Source organism: Pseudomonas moraviensis subsp. stanleyae, assembly GCF_036283065.1.
Taxonomy (GTDB): Bacteria; Pseudomonadota; Gammaproteobacteria; order Pseudomonadales; family Pseudomonadaceae; genus Aquipseudomonas; species Aquipseudomonas stanleyae.
This window is the reverse complement of the sequence record NZ_JAADJI010000011.1, coordinates 57,118-74,819: the sequence shown is the minus strand read 5'-3', so window position 1 is coordinate 74,819 and position 17,702 is coordinate 57,118. Positions and strand designations below refer to the sequence as shown.

17 protein-coding genes are annotated in these 17,702 nt (G+C 61.0%); 11 read left to right on the top strand and 6 right to left on the bottom strand.

Translation table 11 applies throughout. From position 1 onward, the window contains the following. Positions 1-193: 193 nt before the first annotated feature. The 7 genes from GXB78_RS20405 (at position 194) to GXB78_RS20375 (ending at position 9,436) form a co-directional block, all read left to right on the top strand. On the top strand, positions 194-1,192 hold the full coding sequence (locus GXB78_RS20405; protein ID WP_329516731.1) for a phosphate ABC transporter substrate-binding protein PstS: 999 nt from the start codon (positions 194-196) through the stop codon (positions 1,190-1,192). Positions 1,193-1,662: 470 nt separating this feature from the next. Continuing rightward, complete coding sequence (locus GXB78_RS20400; protein ID WP_329516883.1) at positions 1,663-3,696, top strand: ABC transporter permease subunit; 2,034 nt, start codon at positions 1,663-1,665, stop codon at positions 3,694-3,696. A gap of 16 nt (positions 3,697-3,712) precedes the next feature. Further along, a complete protein-coding gene (gene pstA / locus GXB78_RS20395; RefSeq protein WP_329516730.1) occupies positions 3,713-5,383 on the top strand; it encodes a phosphate ABC transporter permease PstA in 1,671 nt (556 codons plus the stop codon). Positions 5,384-5,497: 114 nt separating this feature from the next. Further along, the gene (gene pstB / locus GXB78_RS20390) at positions 5,498-6,331 is read left to right on the top strand and encodes a phosphate ABC transporter ATP-binding protein PstB (protein WP_041476597.1); all 834 of its coding nucleotides are present in this window, start codon (positions 5,498-5,500) and stop codon (positions 6,329-6,331) included. Positions 6,332-6,450: 119 nt separating this feature from the next. Beyond that, complete coding sequence (gene phoU / locus GXB78_RS20385) at positions 6,451-7,212, top strand: phosphate signaling complex protein PhoU (protein ID WP_016772483.1); 762 nt, start codon at positions 6,451-6,453, stop codon at positions 7,210-7,212. 177 nt (positions 7,213-7,389) lie between these two features. Next, complete coding sequence (locus GXB78_RS20380; protein WP_329516729.1) at positions 7,390-8,331, top strand: response regulator; 942 nt, start codon at positions 7,390-7,392, stop codon at positions 8,329-8,331. Positions 8,332-8,539: 208 nt separating this feature from the next. Then, complete coding sequence (locus GXB78_RS20375; protein ID WP_329516728.1) at positions 8,540-9,436, top strand: M23 family metallopeptidase; 897 nt, start codon at positions 8,540-8,542, stop codon at positions 9,434-9,436. A 114-nt stretch (positions 9,437-9,550) separates the two neighbouring features. On the opposite strand, the gene GXB78_RS20370 is transcribed toward GXB78_RS20375, so the two are convergent. From GXB78_RS20370 to phoB, 3 genes are all read right to left on the bottom strand, one after another. Next, positions 9,551-10,891, bottom strand: coding sequence for a hemolysin family protein (locus tag GXB78_RS20370; protein WP_016772486.1), 1,341 nt, complete (start codon positions 10,889-10,891; stop codon positions 9,551-9,553). Positions 10,892-11,014: 123 nt separating this feature from the next. After that, complete coding sequence (gene phoR, locus GXB78_RS20365) at positions 11,015-12,301, bottom strand: phosphate regulon sensor histidine kinase PhoR (RefSeq protein ID WP_329516882.1); 1,287 nt, start codon at positions 12,299-12,301, stop codon at positions 11,015-11,017. 140 nt (positions 12,302-12,441) lie between these two features. After that, a complete protein-coding gene (gene phoB, locus GXB78_RS20360; RefSeq protein ID WP_007896474.1) occupies positions 12,442-13,131 on the bottom strand; it encodes a phosphate regulon transcriptional regulator PhoB in 690 nt (229 codons plus the stop codon). Positions 13,132-13,282: 151 nt separating this feature from the next. Between phoB and GXB78_RS20355 the strand changes: the two genes are divergently transcribed. Continuing rightward, entirely contained in the window at positions 13,283-13,666 is a 384-nt protein-coding gene (locus GXB78_RS20355; protein WP_329516727.1) for a COG4315 family predicted lipoprotein, read from the top strand. 116 nt (positions 13,667-13,782) lie between these two features. Here GXB78_RS20355 and ubiA read toward each other — a convergent pair whose 3' ends face one another. Together ubiA and GXB78_RS20345 are read right to left on the bottom strand one after the other, a co-directional pair. Further along, positions 13,783-14,673, bottom strand: coding sequence for a 4-hydroxybenzoate octaprenyltransferase (gene ubiA / locus GXB78_RS20350; RefSeq protein WP_329516726.1), 891 nt, complete (start codon positions 14,671-14,673; stop codon positions 13,783-13,785). Then, positions 14,673-15,233 carry a chorismate--pyruvate lyase family protein gene (locus tag GXB78_RS20345; protein ID WP_329516725.1) on the bottom strand — a complete coding sequence of 187 codons (561 nt, stop codon included), beginning with the start codon at positions 15,231-15,233 and terminating at the stop codon, positions 14,673-14,675. Before GXB78_RS20345 ends, ubiA begins: the two co-directional genes overlap by 1 nt. 201 nt (positions 15,234-15,434) lie before the next feature. On the opposite strand from GXB78_RS20345, the gene GXB78_RS20340 reads away from it, so the two are divergent. The 3 genes from GXB78_RS20340 to GXB78_RS20330 all read left to right on the top strand — a co-directional run bounded on the left by GXB78_RS20340 (position 15,435) and on the right by GXB78_RS20330 (position 17,237). After that, a complete protein-coding gene (locus GXB78_RS20340; protein WP_003177199.1) occupies positions 15,435-15,602 on the top strand; it encodes a rubredoxin in 168 nt (55 codons plus the stop codon). 20 nt (positions 15,603-15,622) lie between these two features. After that, the gene (locus tag GXB78_RS20335; RefSeq protein WP_329516724.1) at positions 15,623-16,771 is read left to right on the top strand and encodes an NAD(P)/FAD-dependent oxidoreductase; all 1,149 of its coding nucleotides are present in this window, start codon (positions 15,623-15,625) and stop codon (positions 16,769-16,771) included. Between the two features lie 190 nt (positions 16,772-16,961). Then, on the top strand, positions 16,962-17,237 hold the full coding sequence (locus GXB78_RS20330; protein WP_003213368.1) for an HU family DNA-binding protein: 276 nt from the start codon (positions 16,962-16,964) through the stop codon (positions 17,235-17,237). Between the two features lie 97 nt (positions 17,238-17,334). Here GXB78_RS20330 and GXB78_RS20325 read toward each other — a convergent pair whose 3' ends face one another. Beyond that, positions 17,335-17,691, bottom strand: a complete 357-nt coding sequence (locus tag GXB78_RS20325) for a hypothetical protein (RefSeq protein ID WP_329516723.1) — start codon at positions 17,689-17,691, stop codon at positions 17,335-17,337. Positions 17,692-17,702 lie beyond the last annotated feature (11 nt).

Here is a 17,702-nt window from a genome sequence, read left to right as displayed (position 1 = left end):
CAGGCTCGCTCCCACAGTTGGAATGCATTTCATTTGTGGGAGCGAGCCTGCTCGCGAATGGGGATATCACAAATCATCCAGCAAAACCCGATGCTGGCCTTTCATCCAATTGTCATATTTCAGCCATAGAGTGTTCACATGGCCTGCCGATACTTGGCCCGACTTAACACCCCCTATCTGCTAGGAGTAAGGCATGAAACTGAAGCGTTTGATGGCGGCAATGACTTTTGTCGCTGCTGGCGTTGCGACTGCCAACGCGTTCGCCGCTGTTGACCCTGCTATCCCGAGCTACACCAAGACCACTGGTGTGTCGGGCAACCTGTCCAGCGTCGGTTCCGATACCCTGGCCAACCTCATGACCTTGTGGGCCGAGAACTACAAAAAAGAATACCCGAACGTAAACATCCAGATTCAGGCTGCCGGTTCCTCCACCGCGCCACCTGCACTCACCGAAGGCACCGCCAACCTGGGCCCGATGAGCCGCAAGATGAAGGACAACGAGCTGCAGGCTTTCGAACAGAAGTACGGCTACAAGCCGACTGCGATTCCGGTTGCAGTGGATGCCCTGGCCGTGTTCGTGCACAAGGACAACCCGATCCAGCACCTGACCATGGAACAGGTTGACGCGATCTTCTCGTCGACCCGCCTGTGCGGCGCCAAGGCCGATGTGAAAACCTGGGGCGATCTGGGCGTGACCGGCGACCTGGCCAACAAGCCAGTGCAACTGTTCGGCCGTAACTCGGTTTCCGGCACCTACGGCTACTTCAAGGAAGAAGCTCTGTGCAAAGGCGACTACAAGCCAAACGTCAACGAACAACCAGGTTCGGCGTCAGTTGTGCAGTCGATCAGCAGCTCGCTAAACGGCGTCGGCTACTCGGGCATCGGCTACAAGACCGCTAGCGTAAAAACCGTCGCTCTGGCCAAGAAGGGCAGCACGGACTTCATCGAGGACACCGAAGAAAACGCTCTGAACGGCAAGTACCCGCTGTCGCGCTTCCTCTACGTTTACGTCAACAAGGCGCCGAACAAGCCTCTGGCACCGCTGGAAGCCGAGTTCGTCAAATTGATCCTGTCGAAACAGGGTCAGGAAGTCGTGGTCAAGGACGGCTACATCCCGCTGCCAGCCAAGGTTGCTGCAAAAGCACTGGCTGACCTGGGTCTGCAGGAAGGCGGCGCGGTCGCCAAGAAGTAACACCCTGAGTCTGGCTTCAAGCCAGACTCCTGTGGGAGCGAGCCTGCTCGCGAAGGGGCCGTCACATGCACCATCAAGGTGACTGACTCGACGCTTTCGCGAGCAGGCTCGCTCCCACACACTAATTTTCGACTCCGCTGCCGGATCTTCCGGCTGGCGGATTTGCTGCGTCACTGCACTGTCATCTTTCTGTCATACAGGATCGCTAGGGTGTGCGCATGAATGATCTGGCCAATTCCCCAATGACTACGTCTTCCCCTCCCAAGCGCATTGATTTCAATACGCCTGAGCTGCAACGCAAGCGTCGCATTCGCGCGCTCAAGGATCGCTTCACCCGCTGGTACGTCCTTGTTGGCGGCCTGGCGGTGCTCGCGGCAATCACCCTGATTTTCTTTTTCCTCGCTTATGTCGTTGCGCCCTTGTTCCAGGGTGCCGACCTGACCGCGAAAGACTCGATCACCCCGGCCTGGATGCAGGACGCCGGCAAGCCGCTGATGATCTCGCTCGAGGAGCAGAATCAGGTGGCCATGCGCGTCTCCGACAAGGGCCAGGCGCTGTTTTTCGATATCGACAGTGGCGGTGAGCTCAAGCGCGTCGACCTGCCATTGCCGGCGGGCGCAACGGTGACTTCGATTGGCGAAGATCAACCGGGCCAGCCACTGGTGGCTGTGGGCCTGTCCAACGGTCAGGCGCTGGTGTTCCGCCACACCTATAAAGTCAGCTACCCGGATGGCAAGAAAACCATCAGCCCGGCCATCGAATACCCGTACGGCGAGGCGCCGATCGCGCTGAATGAAAGCGGCGGCGCGCTGGAGCATGTCAGCCTCAACGCCACCGACTCGACGCTGATGCTGGTCGGCTCCACCGGTTCGCAACTCAACGTGCTCTCGCTGACCAGCGAAGAAAACATGATGACCGGCGAAGTCACCAACGAGCAGAAGCGTATCGATCTGCCGCAGATGACCGAGCCGGTGAAAAACATCTTCGTCGACCCGCGTCAGCAATGGCTGTACGTGGTCAACGGACGTGCCCAGGCCGACGTGTTCAGCCTGCGCGACAAGAGCCTCAACGGCCGCTACAAACTGCTGGAAAATGCCGACGCCGAAGTCACTGCGACCGGGCAACTGGTCGGCGGCATCTCGCTGATCATCGGTGATTCCAAGGGCGGTCTGGCCCAGTGGTTCATGGCCCGCGACACCGATGGCGAGCTGCGCCTGAAGCAGATCCGCACTTTCCAGATGGGCACCACGCCGATCGTTGAGATCGCTGCCGAAGAGCGCCGCAAAGGCTTCCTCGCCCTCGATGCCAGCGGCAAGCTCGGCGTGTTCCACAGCACCGCGCACCGCACTTTGCTGGTTGATCCGGTGGTTGAAGGCCAAGGCCTGTTCGGTCTGTCGCCACGCGCCAACCGGGTGATCGTCGAAGCCGGCGGCAAGCTGCAACCGCTGCTGCTCGACAACCCGCACCCGGAAGTGTCATGGAGCGCACTGTGGAGCAAGGTCTGGTACGAGAACTACGACGAGCCTAAATACGTCTGGCAATCGACGGCGGCCAACACCGATTTCGAACCGAAACTGAGCCTGTCGCCGCTAACCTTCGGCACCCTCAAAGCCGCGTTCTACGCGATGCTGCTGGCGGCGCCACTGGCCGTCGCTGCGGCAATCTACACCGCGTACTTCATGGCCCCGGGCATGCGTCGCAAGGTCAAACCGGTGATCGAGCTGATGGAAGCGATGCCGACGGTGATCCTCGGTTTCTTCGCCGGTCTGTTCCTCGCGCCATACGTAGAGGGTCATCTGCCGGGGATTTTCAGCCTGTTGATGCTGCTGCCGATCGGCATCCTCGTCGCCGGTTTCACTTTCAGCCGACTGCCCGAGTCGATCCGCCTGAAAGTCCCGGACGGTTGGGAAAGTGCGCTGCTGATTCCAGTGATTCTGTTTGTGGGCTGGCTGTCGCTGTACATGAGCCCGTTCATGGAGAACTGGTTCTTCGGCGGCGACATGCGCATGTGGATTTCCCACGACCTGGGCATCACCTACGACCAGCGCAACGCTCTGGTGGTCGGTCTGGCCATGGGTTTTGCGGTGATCCCGAACATCTACTCGATTGCTGAAGACGCCGTGTTCAGCGTGCCGCGCGGCCTGACCCTCGGCTCGCTGGCCCTGGGTGCCACGCCATGGCAGACCATGACTCGCGTGGTGATCCTGACCGCCAGCCCGGGCATCTTCTCGGCGCTGATGATCGGCATGGGCCGTGCGGTCGGCGAAACCATGATCGTGCTGATGGCCACCGGCAACACCCCGGTCATGGAGATGAACCTGTTCGAAGGTCTGCGCACCCTGGCTGCCAACGTCGCGGTGGAGATGCCCGAGTCGGAAGTCGGCGGCAGCCACTATCGCGTGCTGTTCCTCTCGGCGCTGGTGCTGCTGCTGTTCACCTTCGTCATGAACACCCTGGCAGAACTGATTCGTCAGCGTCTGCGCAAGAAATACTCGTCGCTTTAAGCAAAGGTAGAAGTCTGTGAAACAGAACTCCCTGAAAGGATGGTTCAAGAGCGGCGCCCCGGGCGTCTGGATCAGCGGTGGCGCGGTGTCCATCGCGGTCATCATGACCATTGGCCTGTTGGCGGTAATTGCCGTGCGCGGTCTCGGTCATTTCTGGCCGGCGGATCTGATCCACGCGCATTACGACGTGCCCGGCCAGGCCAACCACCTGATCGTCGGCGAAGTGGTGCAGAAAGAAGAAGTGCCGCGCGCACGTCTGAAGAGCGCCGGCCTGCCGGTACCGGACGAAGGCCCGGAATTCATGACCCGCGAGCTGATCAAGGTCGGCAACCGTGACCTGAACGGCAACGACTTCACGTGGATCGTCGGCGACTGGCTGACCAAACAGACCACGCCGCCGGAATTGATGGCGATCGAGCGTCGCGAGTGGGGCAATTTCTACGGTTATCTGGTCAACGTCAAACAGGACGGCAAAGTCATCGCCGAAGGCGAGGCCGCATGGCCTGAGCTGCAAGCGCGCATCGATCGTGTAAACGACCTTGCTGCTCAGCTGAAGACGCTGGAAAAAGTCGACATCGGCGCAATCAACGCCGGTCTTGAACGCATCCGTCTGCACGGCCGCAAACTGGAGCTGGAAGGCAAACTTGACGCCACCGCACAAGCGGACATGGCGTCCGAGCGCGCCGAGCTGGATGCTCGCTACAAAGACATCGAAGCGCGCCTGGCCGATCTGCATGCGCAGTTCAACCGCGATGCGTTGACCGCTCGCGATGCCAACGGCAAAGAGATCGAAATCGGTCTGGGCAAAGTGGTTCACGCCTATCAGCCGAATGCGATGGGCACGTTGACCAAGGTTGGTTTCTACTTCAGCAAGATCTGGGAGTTCCTTTCCGACGATCCGCGTGAAGCGAACACCGAAGGCGGGATTTTCCCGGCAATCTTCGGCACCGTGATGATGACCCTGATCATGGCGATGATCGTCACTCCGTTCGGCGTGCTGGCGGCGGTGTACCTGCGCGAATACGCCAGGCAGAACACCCTGACCCGGGTGATCCGCATCGCAGTGAACAACCTCGCCGGCGTACCGGCGATCGTTTACGGCGTGTTCGGTCTGGGCTTCTTCGTCTACGTGTTGGGTGGTTCGGTCGACCGCTTGTTCTTCCCTGAAGCATTGCCGGCGCCTACCTTCGGTACGCCGGGCCTGCTCTGGGCGTCGCTGACCCTGGCGTTGCTGGCGGTGCCGGTGGTGATCGTGGCCACCGAAGAAGGCCTGGCGCGAATTCCGCGTACCGTGCGTGAAGGCTCGTTGGCCCTCGGCGCGACCAAGGCGGAAACGCTGTGGAAGATCGTCATTCCGATGGCCAGTCCGGCCATGATGACCGGCATGATCCTCGCGGTGGCCCGTGCCGCCGGTGAGGTGGCGCCGTTGATGCTGGTGGGCGTGGTGAAACTGGCGCCGTCGCTGCCGGTGGACGGCAACTACCCGTACCTGCACCTGGATCAGAAGATCATGCATCTGGGCTTCCACATTTATGACGTCGGCTTCCAGAGCCCCAACGTCGAAGCAGCCCGCCCGCTGGTGTACGCCACCGCGTTGCTGCTGGTGCTGGTGATCGCGACGCTGAACCTGTCGGCGGTGTATATCCGCAACCATTTGCGCGAAAAATACAAAGCACTGGACAGCTAACTCATAAGCCACAAGCGGCAAGCTACAAGCGGCAAGAAAGTGCTGCTCGCCGCTTTGCTCAAAACTTGCGGCTTGCAGCTTGAAGCTTGCAGCTACGAACGGAGTGAGAACCCCATGCAGCACGAAACACACAGCCACGGCATCAACATGTCTGCCCTGGGCCGCGACAAGCAGAGCCTCAACCTGGCGCAGGAAACCGTTGCCATCGAAGTGCCGGGCCTGAGCCTGTACTACGGCGACAAACAGGCGCTGTTCGACGTCAGCATGAACATCCCCAAGCAACGCGTGACCGCGTTCATCGGCCCGTCCGGTTGCGGTAAATCGACGCTGCTGCGTACCTTCAACCGGATGAACGATTTGGTTGACGGCTGCCGCGTCGAAGGCGCGATCAACCTGTACGGCAACAACATCTATCGCAAGGGCGAAGACGTTGCCGAGCTGCGTCGTCGCGTCGGCATGGTGTTCCAGAAGCCCAACCCGTTCCCGAAGACCATTTACGAAAACGTGGTCTACGGTCTGCGCATCCAGGGCATCAACAAGAAGCGCATCCTCGACGAAGCGGTCGAGTGGGCGTTGAAAGGCGCAGCGCTGTGGGACGAGGTCAAAGACCGCCTGCACGATTCGGCCCTCGGCCTGTCCGGTGGTCAGCAACAGCGTCTGGTCATCGCCCGCACCATCGCGGTCGAGCCGGAAGTGCTGCTGCTCGACGAACCGTGCTCCGCTCTCGACCCGATCTCGACGCTGAAAGTCGAAGAGCTGATCTACGAGCTGAAGTCCAAGTTCACCATCGTCATCGTTACCCACAACATGCAACAGGCGGCACGGGTGTCCGACTACACCGCGTTCATGTACATGGGCAAACTGGTGGAATTCGGCGACACCGATACCCTGTTCACCAACCCGGCGAAGAAGCAGACCGAAGACTACATCACCGGTCGCTACGGCTGATTGAGGCAGCTGCAAGCCGCAAGCTTCAAGCGGCAAGAACGATGCGGTGCGATATCAGGACTTACACATAACTGCTTGAAGCTTGCAGCTTGAAGCTTGCAACTTTCGCGGAGCGAACAATGATTTCCAAAGAAGGCCTTACCCATCACATTTCCGCGCAGTTCAACGCTGAACTGGAGGAAGTGCGCAGCCACCTCCTTGCCATGGGCGGGCTGGTCGAGAAGCAGGTCAACGACGCGGTGACGGCGCTGATCGAGGCCGACTCCGGGCTGGCTCAGCAGGTCCGTGAGATCGACGACCAGATCAACCAGATGGAACGCAACATCGACGAGGAATGCCTGCGCATTCTCGCCCGTCGTCAGCCGGCGGCATCTGACCTGCGTTTGATCATCAGCATTTCCAAATCGGTGATCGACCTTGAGCGTATCGGCGACGAAGCCACCAAGATCGCCCGCCGTGCCATCCAGTTGTGCGAAGAAGGCGAAGCACCGCGCGGTTACGTCGAGGTTCGCCACATCGGCGATCAGGTACGCAACATGGTGCGCGATGCGCTGGACGCATTTGCCCGTTTCGATGCCGATCTGGCCTTGTCGGTGGCGCAGTACGACAAGATCATCGACCGCGAATACAAAACCGCCCTGCGTGAGCTGGCCACCTACATGATGGAAGACCCGCGCTCCATCTCGCGAGTGCTGAGCATCATCTGGGTCCTGCGTTCGCTGGAGCGCATTGGCGATCATGCGCGCAACATCTCCGAACTGGTGATTTACCTGGTGCGCGGCACCGATGTGCGCCACATGGGCCTCAAGCGCATGAAGGAAGAAGTTGAAGGCACAAGTGCCGAAACCGCTAATGTTCCGGGCGAAGCTGACGATAAGTAAGATTGCCTGAGAAAAGCGCCCGGCCCTCTGGCCGGGCGTTTTTGTTTGTGCTTTTCACAAGGCAGATCGAATTAAAAAGCAGCACCCGCGAACGAAAAGTCCCGGCGTGACTGAAGAGTTTTGGCAATGTGCCATCAGCCAGCGTTATGCTTGCCGGGATTTTAATAGGGGTGTTGGATGAGCAAGATCAGTGTGTTGGTCGTGGACGATGCTTCGTTCATTCGTGACCTGGTGAAAAAGTGCCTGCGTAATTACTTCCCGGGGATCCGCACCGAGGACGCCATCAACGGCAAAAAGGCCCAGGCCATGCTGGCCAAAGAGGCCTTCGACCTGGTGCTGTGCGACTGGGAAATGCCGGAAATGTCCGGCCTCGAATTGCTGACCTGGTGCCGCGAGCAGGACAACCTCAAGACCATGCCGTTCGTCATGGTCACCAGCCGTGGCGACAAGGAAAACGTCGTGCAGGCAATTCAGGCCGGCGTTTCCGGCTACGTCAGCAAGCCGTTCACCAACGAGCAACTGCTGACCAAGGTCAAGCAGGCACTGAACAAGGTCGGCAAGCTCGACACCTTGATGAACAGCGCGCCGACCAAGATGAATTCGGCGTTCGGCAACGATTCCCTGAGCGCCCTGACCGGCGGCAAGCCTGCCGTAGTCGGCGGCGCTGCGGCCAGGCCTGCCGCTGCTGCACCCGTGCCAGCCGCTCCAGCCGCTGCGCCGTCGCGCGGTTTGCTCAACAGCCCGCCGGTGCCAGCACCTGGCGCATCCAAGGCGCCGGTGGGCGGTCGTGGTCAGGGCCAGTTGCGCCTGCCGAGCGGTACCCAGCAATGCGTGATCAAAGCGTTGAGCATCAAGGAAGCGCTGCTGGTCGTGAAGCGCACCGAGACCCTGCCGCAGATCCTCGACAGCGCCGTGCTCGATCTGGAGCAGGGTGACAACGCCGAGATCGCTCGCCTCAATGGTTACCTGCACGCCATCGTCGCCCACGAGCAAAAGCCCGACAGCGACTGGCTGCAACTGACCTTCCGCTTTGTCGACCAGGACGCGCAGAAGCTCGACTACATCTCGCGCCTGATCGCCCGTGGCACCGCGCAGAAGCACTTCGTGCCCGGCGCGTAAGCTTCGTCGCCCGATAGGCCACCTTCGCGAGCAGGCTCGCTCCCACCCTGGAACGCATTCCGAATGTGGGAGCGAGCCTGCTCGCGAAGGGGCCATCAAAAGCACCACCCATCTCCCGCTCCTGCCAATTTGAAACATCTGTCGACTAGCCTGGTCTGTCTCAGCTGCTAGGCTGATTCCCAGGCCTCCCTTCGACAGACTTTTGCCCATGCTCGCGCGCCTGCTGTTTTTCTGCGGTCTCTGCCTGGCCTCCCAGCTGGCGATGGCCATGACGATCTACAAATCCACCGACGCCAACGGCGTGGTCTCGTACAGCGACCGCCCGAGCAAAGGCGCGAAAGTGTTCGTGTTTCAGGATCGCATGGTCGAGCGTCTCGACCGTCAGGTGTACCTGGACATCAAGAAGCAGAAGGGCGTCGATGTGGTGTTCGCGCGCAACGATCTGTACGCGCCGGTCGAGGTTGCCCTGGCCTTCATCGGCACGAGCAATGTGCGTGGCGCGCCCGCGCAGGCGATTCGTCGCGTGCTGCCACCGCGCAGCAACACGCGGCTGGCGCTGCTGACGGCGATCAGCCGCGACCAGCCGCTGGTGTATTCGCCGCAGTTCCAGTATTCGCTGGGCGACCCCGCAGGCATCGCGCAGAGCTATCGCTATCCGCTGCCCTGGCGTGGCGGGCCGTTTCGCCTGAGCCAGGGCGCCAACGGCCAATACAGCCACTATGGGCCGAAGAACCGCTACGCCATGGACATCGCCATGCCGGTGGGCACGCCGATTATCGCTGCGCGAGCAGGAGTGGTGGTCAAGACCGAGAACTCCCAGAGCGGGCGCGGCACCGATGCCTCCGGCAATTTCGTCCGGGTGCTGCACGATGATGGCACCATGGGCGTGTACCTGCATCTGAAACAGGGTTCGGTGAGCGTGCGTGAAGGGCAGCGGGTCAAGGTCGGCAGCCCGCTGGCGCTGTCGGGCAACACCGGCAACAGCAGCGGCCCGCACCTGCACTTTGTAGTGCAGCGCAATACCGGCGAAGGGCTGGTGTCGATTCCCTATCAGTTCAACCAGCCGCTGGGGGCGTTGCCCAATTTTGCGTTGGGCAAGCAGTGATGAGGTGTCTGGTCTGACGCCTTCGCGAGCAGGCTCGCTCCCACAGTTGAAATGCATATCCATGTGGGAGCGAGCCTGCTCGCGAAAGGCGCGGCGCGATGCCGGATCATCCGCTCAATCGAGCATCAACACCTTGGCCAAAACAATCTTCGGTCCTTTCATCTTCTTGATGATGATGCGCAGGCCTTCGACTTCCAGCACTTCTTCCTCTTCCGGCACCCGTTTCAGAGTTTCGTAGACCAGCCCGGCGAGGGTTTCCGCTTCGATGTGATCCAGATCGATGCCGAGCAGGCGTTCGACCTTGAACAGAGGCGTGTCGCCACGTACCAAGAGCTTGCCCGGTTGATAGGCGAGAATGCCGCGTTCAGCCTTGCGGTGTTCGTCCTGAATGTCGCCGACCAGCACTTCCAGCACGTCTTCCATGGTCAGGTAGCCGATGATGTTGCCGTCAGCCTCCTCGACCACGGCGAAGTGCGAGCCGCCCTTGCGGAACTGCTCCAGCAACTGCGACAGCGGCATGTGCCGCGATACGCGTTCCAGCGGGCGGGTCAGCTCGGCCAGGTTGAACGACTCGGGAATGTGGTCCAGCGCCGCCAGTTCCAGCAGCAGATCCTTGATGTGCAGCAGGCCGACGAACTCCTGGCGCTCGCTGTCGTACACCGGGTAACGGCTGAACTTGTGGCGACGGAACATCGCCAGGATTTCCTTCAACGGCGCGTTGAATTCGAGGGTGATCAGGTCTTCGCGGGAGTTGGCCCAGTCGACCACTTCCAGCTCGCCCATTTCCACCGCCGAGGCCAATACGCGCATGCCCTGATCGCTCGGATCCTGACCACGGCTGGAGTGCAGGATCAGTTTCAGTTCTTCGCGGCTGTAATGGTGTTCATGGTGCGGGCCGGGTTCACCTTGCCCGGCGATACGCAGAATCGCGTTGGCGCTGGCGTTGAGCAGGTAGATCGCCGGGTACATCGCCCAGTAGAACAGGTACAGCGGCACCGCCGTCCACAGCGACAGCAGCTCGGGTTTGCGGATCGCCCACGACTTGGGCGCGAGCTCGCCGACCACGATGTGCAGGTACGAAATGATGAAGAACGCGGTGAAGAACGACACGCCTTTGATGATCTCGGGCGAGTCGACGCCGACTGCGCTCAGCAGCGGTTCGAGAATATGCGCGAACGCCGGCTCACCGACCCAGCCCAGGCCGAGGGAGGCGAGGGTGATGCCGAGCTGGCACGCCGACAGGTAGGCATCGAGCTGACTGTGCACGGTACGCAGGATGTGTCCGCGCCAGCCGTGTTGTTCAGCGATGGCCTCGACCCGGGTCGAGCGCAGTTTGACCATGGCGAATTCCGCCGCAACGAAAAAGCCGTTGAGCAAAACCAGGATCAGAGCAAAAAGGATCATGCCGAAGTCGGCAAAAATGGTAGCGAGGGACAAGCCAGGGGAAGGGTCCATGATGGAGTTTTGCGGGTTCCGTGTGATTCGAAAGTAGGGGCAGACGGCGCCTGAAAGGCAGGCACAAGTCAGCCAATGTAGCGGCTGACCGGGCGATTGCCTAGTGGCGTGTGCCGGGCGGCATCACTCGGTGGCGCTGATCGCCCGTGCGCTGGCCACCTGAGCCGGGGCGAAATGACAGGTGAACGTGCTGCCGTGGCCGGGCACGCTGCTGATCTCCATGCGTGCGCGATGGCGCAACAACACATGCTTGACGATGGCCAGGCCGAGGCCGGTGCCGCCGGTGTTGGAGTTGCGGCTGGAATCGACGCGGTAGAAACGCTCGGTCAGGCGCGGCAGGTGTTTGCTGTCGATGCCGATGCCGGAATCCTGCACGCTGAGGTGCGCGCCCTGATCGTCGCCCCACCAGCGAATGCGGATGTTGCCCTCGGCCGGGGTGTACTTGACCGCGTTGAACACCAGATTGGAAAACGCGCTGCGCAACTCCGCTTCGCTGCCCTTGAGCAGCACTCCGGCATTGGCCTCGAGACTGATGCGCTGGTTCTTCGCGCCGGACAACTGCTGCGCATCGCTGGTGATCGATTGCAGCAACGTGTCGATCTGCACCGGCTGGTTGTCCGACGGGTAATCGGTGGCTTCCAGCTTGGCCAGCAACAACAAATCATTGAGCAGCGTCTGCATGCGCCCGCCCTGTTGCTGCATCTGCTGCAGGGCACGGCTCCAGCGCGGGTTCACTTCTTCGACATTGTCGAGCAGGGTTTCCAGATAACCGCAGATCACCGTCAGCGGTGTGCGTAATTCGTGGGAAACGTTGGCGATGAAGTCCTTGCGCATCTGTTCCAACTGATGGATGCGCGTGACATCGCGGACCAGCATCAGGTGTTCATTGTTGCCGTAGCGGGTCAGGTACAGCTGAATGCGCACGCGATCGTTGGTCGGCGAGGGGATTTCCAGCGGCTCGGCGAAGTTGTCCTGCTCGAAGTATTCCTTGAAGCGCGGATGGCGCACCAGGTTGGTCACCGGTTGGCCGCTGTCCTGCGGAGTTTTCAGGCCAAGCAGGGTTTCAGCGGCGCGGTTCCACCATTCTAGGTTGCCGTCGCTGTCGAGCATGATCACTGCATCTTTCAGCGCGGCGGTGGATTCCTGCACCCGGTCGATCACCGCTTGCAGACGCCCGCGCACCCGTTGATCGCGACGTTGCAGGTGGTAGATGCTGTCGAACACCTCGCCCCACAGGCCATAGCCATCGGGCGGCGCTTCGTCGGGTTGGTGTTGGCGCAGCCATTCGTGCAGACGCAGCAATTGCTTGAGCGTCCACGCCAGATAAAGGCCCAGACCCGCCGCGAGGCTCCAGCCGTAATAGCCGGTGATCAGGCCGATCACCAGACACGCTGTGACCAGCAGCAACATGTGGCGAATCAGGGTGCCATGCCAGTTTTGATTCACGAGGGCGTCCTTAGCCGCAGCTTCAAGTTTCAAGCCGCAAGCTCCAAGCTAAAACGGATCGGCTTTCACTTGCCGCTTGTAGCTAGAAACTTGCAGCTGCTTTTTTACGCTTTTGTGGAGAAGCGGTAGCCGGTGCCGCGCACGGTTTGTACCAGATTTTCGTAAGCGTCGCCGAGGGCCTTGCGCAGGCGACGGATGTGCACGTCGACGGTGCGCTCTTCAACGTAGACGTTGCCGCCCCAGACTTGGTCGAGCAACTGGCCACGGGTGTAGGCGCGTTCCTGATGGGTCATGAAGAATTGCAGCAGGCGGTATTCGGTCGGACCCATCTCGGCGGGTTTGCCGTCGATGGTCACGCGGTGGCTGATCGGGTCGAGCAGCAGGCCGCCGACTTCGATCGGCGCTTCGCCATCGGTCGGGCCGGCGCGGCGCAACACGGCTTTGAGGCGGGCGACCAGTTCACGCGGGGAAAACGGTTTGGTGATGTAATCGTCGGCACCGACTTCCAGGCCCTGGATCTTGTTGTCCTCTTCACCCTTGGCGGTGAGCATGATGATCGGGATGTCCCCGGTCAGCTCGTCACGCTTGAGGCGTCGGGCCAGTTCGATGCCGGAAGTGCCGGGCAGCATCCAGTCGAGCAGGATCAGGTCCGGCTTGCGATCGACGATGATGGCGTGGGCCTGCTGCGAGTTCTCTGCCTCGAGGCAGTCATAGCCGGCCATTTCCAACGCCACGGCGATCATTTCGCGAATGGGCGCTTCGTCGTCGACGATCAGAATGCTCCTGCCAACCATGCCTTAATCCTCTTGTCATTTAACTGTCTTGCGCCGCATTAGATAACGGAATTATTGCAGTCGTGTGACAGTATTTCAGAGTGGCGGCGTTTGTGCTGATCCTGAACTAAGCTCCAAGTCCGAATCCTGACAACCACAAAAGAAGGTTTCCATGACTCAGATGACTGCTTCTTTCAAAGCCCTGCTGATGGCCGCCGCCCTGACATTGCCGGGACTGGCCATGGCGGCCGATCCGGCAATGGAGAAGGACGGCATGTACACCGATCACAAGGGCATGACCCTGTACACCTTCGCCAAGGACTCCGCTGGCAAGTCTGCCTGCAACGACAAATGCGCCGCGAACTGGCCGCCGCTGAAGGCTGAGGCGGGCGATAAATCCATGGGCGACTGGACGGTGATCACTCGCGATGATGGCAGCAAGCAATGGGCCTACCAGGGCATGCCGCTGTACACCTTCGTGATGGACAAGAAGGCCGGCGACATGACCGGCGACGGCAAAATGGATGGCGCGTGGAAAGTCGCCAAGGCCAAATAACCACGACGCACAAAACTGTGGGAGCGAGCCTGCTCGCGAAAAGCGGTGTGTCAGCTATTGCAGAGGTGACTGACATGGCGCTTCGCGAGCAGGCTCGCTCCAACAGGTGTCATGCATCAGCGCAGTGCGTAATCCAGCACGATCCCGACGAAAATCGCCAACCCGGCCCAGTGGTTGTGCAAAAACGCCTTGAAGCAGCGCATGCGATCGCGATCACGGGTGTACCAGAACTCCCACGCATAACATCCGGCCGCTACGAGCAAACCAAGGTGGAACCAGACGCCCAGCTCGAACTTCGACCCGGCCAGGACCAGGCAGCCCAGCGACAGCGCCTGCAAACTGAGGATGATCACCCGATCCGCTTCGCCAAACAGAATCGCCGTGGATTTCACACCAATCTTCAGATCGTCATCGCGGTCGGTCATCGCGTAATAAGTGTCATAACCCACCGTCCACAGCAGATTGGCGATCCACAGCAGCCAAGCCGCCGCCGGCAATTCTCCGGTCTCGGCGGTAAAGGCCATCGGCATGCCCCAGGAAAACGCCGCGCCCAGCACCACTTGCGGGTAGTACGTGTAGCGCTTCATGAAAGGATAAGTGAACGCCAGCGCCAGACCGCCGAGCGACAGCCAGATGGTCGGCGCGTTGGTGCACAGCACCAGCAGAAAACTGATGCCCATCAGCACGGCAAAGAACACCAGCGCTTCTTTCGAACTGATCCTGCCGCTGGCCAGCGGCCGTTGTGCGGTGCGTTTGACGTGGCCGTCGACCTTGCGGTCGGCCCAGTCGTTGATCACGCAACCACCGGCGCGGGTCAGCACTACGCCAAGAACAAAAATCACCACGTTGGCCAGCGACGGCGAACCCTTGCCGGCGATCCACAACGCCCACAGCGTTGGCCACAGCAGCAGGTAAATGCCGATCGGCTTGTCCATGCGCGTCAACTGCACGAAATCCCAGGCGCGCGGGTTCAGACGGTTGAGGGACTTGAGCAGGCTCTGATACATCAGCAGTTCTCCGGGTGGGCGCGGGCTGCGTTCCACAGGCTCGGCAGGAAGATTTCCGCGACCAGCACGCTCAGCGCGCCACGGTCGAAACGCGAACGCCGGCCCCACAATTCAGGGGCTTGCACCGCTGGCGGCAACCATCGTTCGGGGTAGTGGCAGACTTCAATGGCGCGGCGCTGGAACGCCTGATCACAAAACAGCAGTTCACCCAGCGAGCGGCTGCCCAGTTCATCCATGTGCAAACCATCGCCTTGCAGGGCCGCCCTCGAGGCGACGCTGCGGGCGAACACCCAGGCCTCACCATGGCCGCGCAAATACACCTCACGCACCCAGCCTTCGCTGCCCTCGGCCAGATCCAGCGCCGCGCATTCATCACTGCGCAGGGTGTCCCAGCCTTCGAACAACGGCGACACGCTGAAGCCATCCTCGGACAAACGGGTCAGACGGCGGGTCAACGAACCTTCGTCGAACAACCAGTCCAGGGTCAACGAATCGGGGCGGGGCGTCAGGCGGTCCTGGGGCAGCCAGAGCGGGGCGGGGCAGGCATTTGAATGTTGCACAATGAGTCATTATTGGCCGCAAATGAGGCGGCGAGCTTACCATGGCGGGCGACAAGATCGAGCGGCGCCGGCCGCCGTTGCGCCGAACAGGCTTGCATCTGCCCGGCACCCTCAGTACAAAACGCCCTGAGCCGGATGGCAGCGCAGCACCCATCGACCGTCCGCGCCGGCACTACGCCTGAACCCTGAGGAAGCATCTGAATGAAGAAGTGGCAATGTATCGTCTGTGGCCTGATCTATAACGAAGCCGACGGCTGGCCGGATGACGGCATCGCGCCGGGCACCCGCTGGGAAGACGTACCGGCAGACTGGCTGTGCCCTGACTGCGGCGTCGGCAAAATGGACTTCGAAATGATCGAAATCAACTAAGCAAAACAGAGGAGTAAGGCATGAGCGCACCAGTCGTCATCATCGGCACCGGGCTTGCGGGCTATAACCTGGCCCGCGAGTTTCGCAAGCTCGACAGCGAAACCCCGTTGCTGCTGATCACCGCCGATGACGGCCGCTCTTACTCCAAGCCGATGCTCTCAACCGGTTTCGGCAAGAACAAGGACGCCGACGGCCTGAGCATGGCCGAACCCGGCGCCATGGCCGAGCAGTTGAAGGCCGAAGTGCGCACCCACACGCGCATCAGCGGCATCGACGCCGGCCACAAACGCTTGTGGATCGGCGAAGAAGCCGTGCCCTATCGCGACCTGATCCTGGCCTGGGGCGCGGAAACCGTGCGCGTGCCGATCGAAGGCGACGGCGCAGATCTGGTATTCCCGATCAACGATCTCGAAGACTACGCGCGCTTTCGTGCCGCAGCGGCGGGCAAGCGTCGGGTCTTGGTGCTCGGCGCCGGGCTGATCGGCTGTGAGTTTGCCAATGACCTGATCCTCGGCGGCTACGAAGTGCAACTGGTCGCGCCGTGCGAACAGGTCATGCCGATGCTCTTGCATCCCGCCGCGGCGGCGGCCGTGCAGGCCGGGCTGGAAAGTATCGGGGCGAAGTTTCACCTCGGCCCGGTGCTGACCCGGCTGGAGAAAGTCGCCGATGGCCTGGAAGCACACCTGTCCGACGGCCAGATCATCCCGTGCGATGTGGTCGTTTCGGCGATTGGCCTGCGCCCGCGCATCGATCTGGCGGCCGCAGCCGGCGTGCAGGTCAATCGCGGCGTGATGGTCGATCGTTACCTGAAAACCTCCCACGCCAACATCTACGCCCTGGGCGATTGCGCAGAAGTCGACGGGCTCAATCTGCTTTACGTGATGCCGCTGATGAGTTGCGCGCGCGCTTTGGCGCAAACCCTCGCCGGAAACCCGACCGCGGTCAGCTACGGGCCGATGCCGATCACCGTGAAAACCCCGGTGTGCCCGCTGGTGGTTTCGCCGCCGCCACGGGGCAGCGAAGGCGTGTGGAGCGTCGAAGGGCAGGGCGCCGACATCAAAGCGCTGTGCCACAGTGCCGACGGTCAGTTGCTCGGTTACGCCCTGACCGGCGGGGCAGTCATGGAAAAACTGGCCCTGAACAAACAGCTGCCGCCACTGCTGGCGTAAATGCCGGTGGTTCTGTCGCAATCACCGCTCTTTTGCCCCGACAAAGGTCTTGGGGAGACTGGCGCCGCCGTTGGCGGCGTGCCATTCTCACTCCCGTCTGCCGCAGAGTAGAGCCTGCGGCGCCTTGGGCGCTGTTCCAACGAGAACAGCACGGACATAACAACAAAAAACCGTCAAAGGGGCTTCACTAATGCGTAAACCAGAACTCGCCGCTGCAATCGCCGAAAAGGCAGACCTGACCAAAGAACAGGCCAACCGCGTCCTCAACGCCGTCCTCGAAGAAATCACCGGCGCCCTGCACCGCAAGGACAGCGTGACGCTGGTCGGCTTCGGCACCTTCCTGCAACGCCACCGCGGCGCCCGCACCGGCAAAAACCCGCAGACCGGCGAACCGGTCAAGATCAAGGCCAGCAACACCGTGGCATTCAAGCCAGGCAAGTCGTTGAAAGACAGCGTCAATCCTTGATGGCGGCGTGCTCCCCTGCATGACGGGGAGAACCGCAAATGAGAAATGGGCACACCGATTGCGGTCGGGTGCCCATTTTTTGTGGCTGCCTGTTGGCTTACTGGCGTCGGAAGCAGGCCTTGCCGTTGCCGAAATCCACGGCCAGGCAGTTTGGTTCGATCGCCAACTGCAGATCCTGAAACAGTCCGCCCAGATCGCTGTCGGAGGCGGGCTTGGTTTTGCTTTCCAGCACGACTGTCTGGTTCTCGACTTTCCAGGTGCCTTTGGCAAAACCGTCGGCGCTGCCATACGCCACACCGGCGTCAAAGGTACCGTCCTTGCGCAAGAGCAATTCGGCGCCCATTTCCATTGCGCCGGTCAGGTAGTAATGGCCGTCCAGTGGCGGGGTATCCGCTGACGCTTGGGAGGCGGGCAGCCACATGAGTGCGGCGAAAAACAGTGGTTTCAGTTCCATGAAATGAAGCT

Coding starts and splice junctions, on each gene's coding strand:
- GXB78_RS20380 (WP_329516729.1), top strand. CDS start 7,390: ATGAGCAAGATCAGTGTGTTGGTCGTGGACGATGCTTCGTTCATTCGT.
- GXB78_RS20330 (WP_003213368.1), top strand. CDS start 16,962: ATGCGTAAACCAGAACTCGCCGCTGCAATCGCCGAAAAGGCAGACCTG.
- ubiA (WP_329516726.1), bottom strand. CDS start 14,673: ATGTATCAGAGCCTGCTCAAGTCCCTCAACCGTCTGAACCCGCGCGCC.
- phoB (WP_007896474.1), bottom strand. CDS start 13,131: ATGGTTGGCAGGAGCATTCTGATCGTCGACGACGAAGCGCCCATTCGC.
- GXB78_RS20370 (WP_016772486.1), bottom strand. CDS start 10,891: ATGGACCCTTCCCCTGGCTTGTCCCTCGCTACCATTTTTGCCGACTTC.
- GXB78_RS20340 (WP_003177199.1), top strand. CDS start 15,435: ATGAAGAAGTGGCAATGTATCGTCTGTGGCCTGATCTATAACGAAGCC.
- phoR (WP_329516882.1), bottom strand. CDS start 12,301: ATGTTGCTGCTGGTCACAGCGTGTCTGGTGATCGGCCTGATCACCGGC.
- phoU (WP_016772483.1), top strand. CDS start 6,451: ATGATTTCCAAAGAAGGCCTTACCCATCACATTTCCGCGCAGTTCAAC.
- GXB78_RS20335 (WP_329516724.1), top strand. CDS start 15,623: ATGAGCGCACCAGTCGTCATCATCGGCACCGGGCTTGCGGGCTATAAC.
- GXB78_RS20405 (WP_329516731.1), top strand. CDS start 194: ATGAAACTGAAGCGTTTGATGGCGGCAATGACTTTTGTCGCTGCTGGC.
- GXB78_RS20325 (WP_329516723.1), bottom strand. CDS start 17,691: ATGGAACTGAAACCACTGTTTTTCGCCGCACTCATGTGGCTGCCCGCC.
- GXB78_RS20355 (WP_329516727.1), top strand. CDS start 13,283: ATGACTCAGATGACTGCTTCTTTCAAAGCCCTGCTGATGGCCGCCGCC.
- GXB78_RS20400 (WP_329516883.1), top strand. CDS start 1,663: ATGCAGGACGCCGGCAAGCCGCTGATGATCTCGCTCGAGGAGCAGAAT.
- GXB78_RS20375 (WP_329516728.1), top strand. CDS start 8,540: ATGCTCGCGCGCCTGCTGTTTTTCTGCGGTCTCTGCCTGGCCTCCCAG.
- pstB (WP_041476597.1), top strand. CDS start 5,498: ATGCAGCACGAAACACACAGCCACGGCATCAACATGTCTGCCCTGGGC.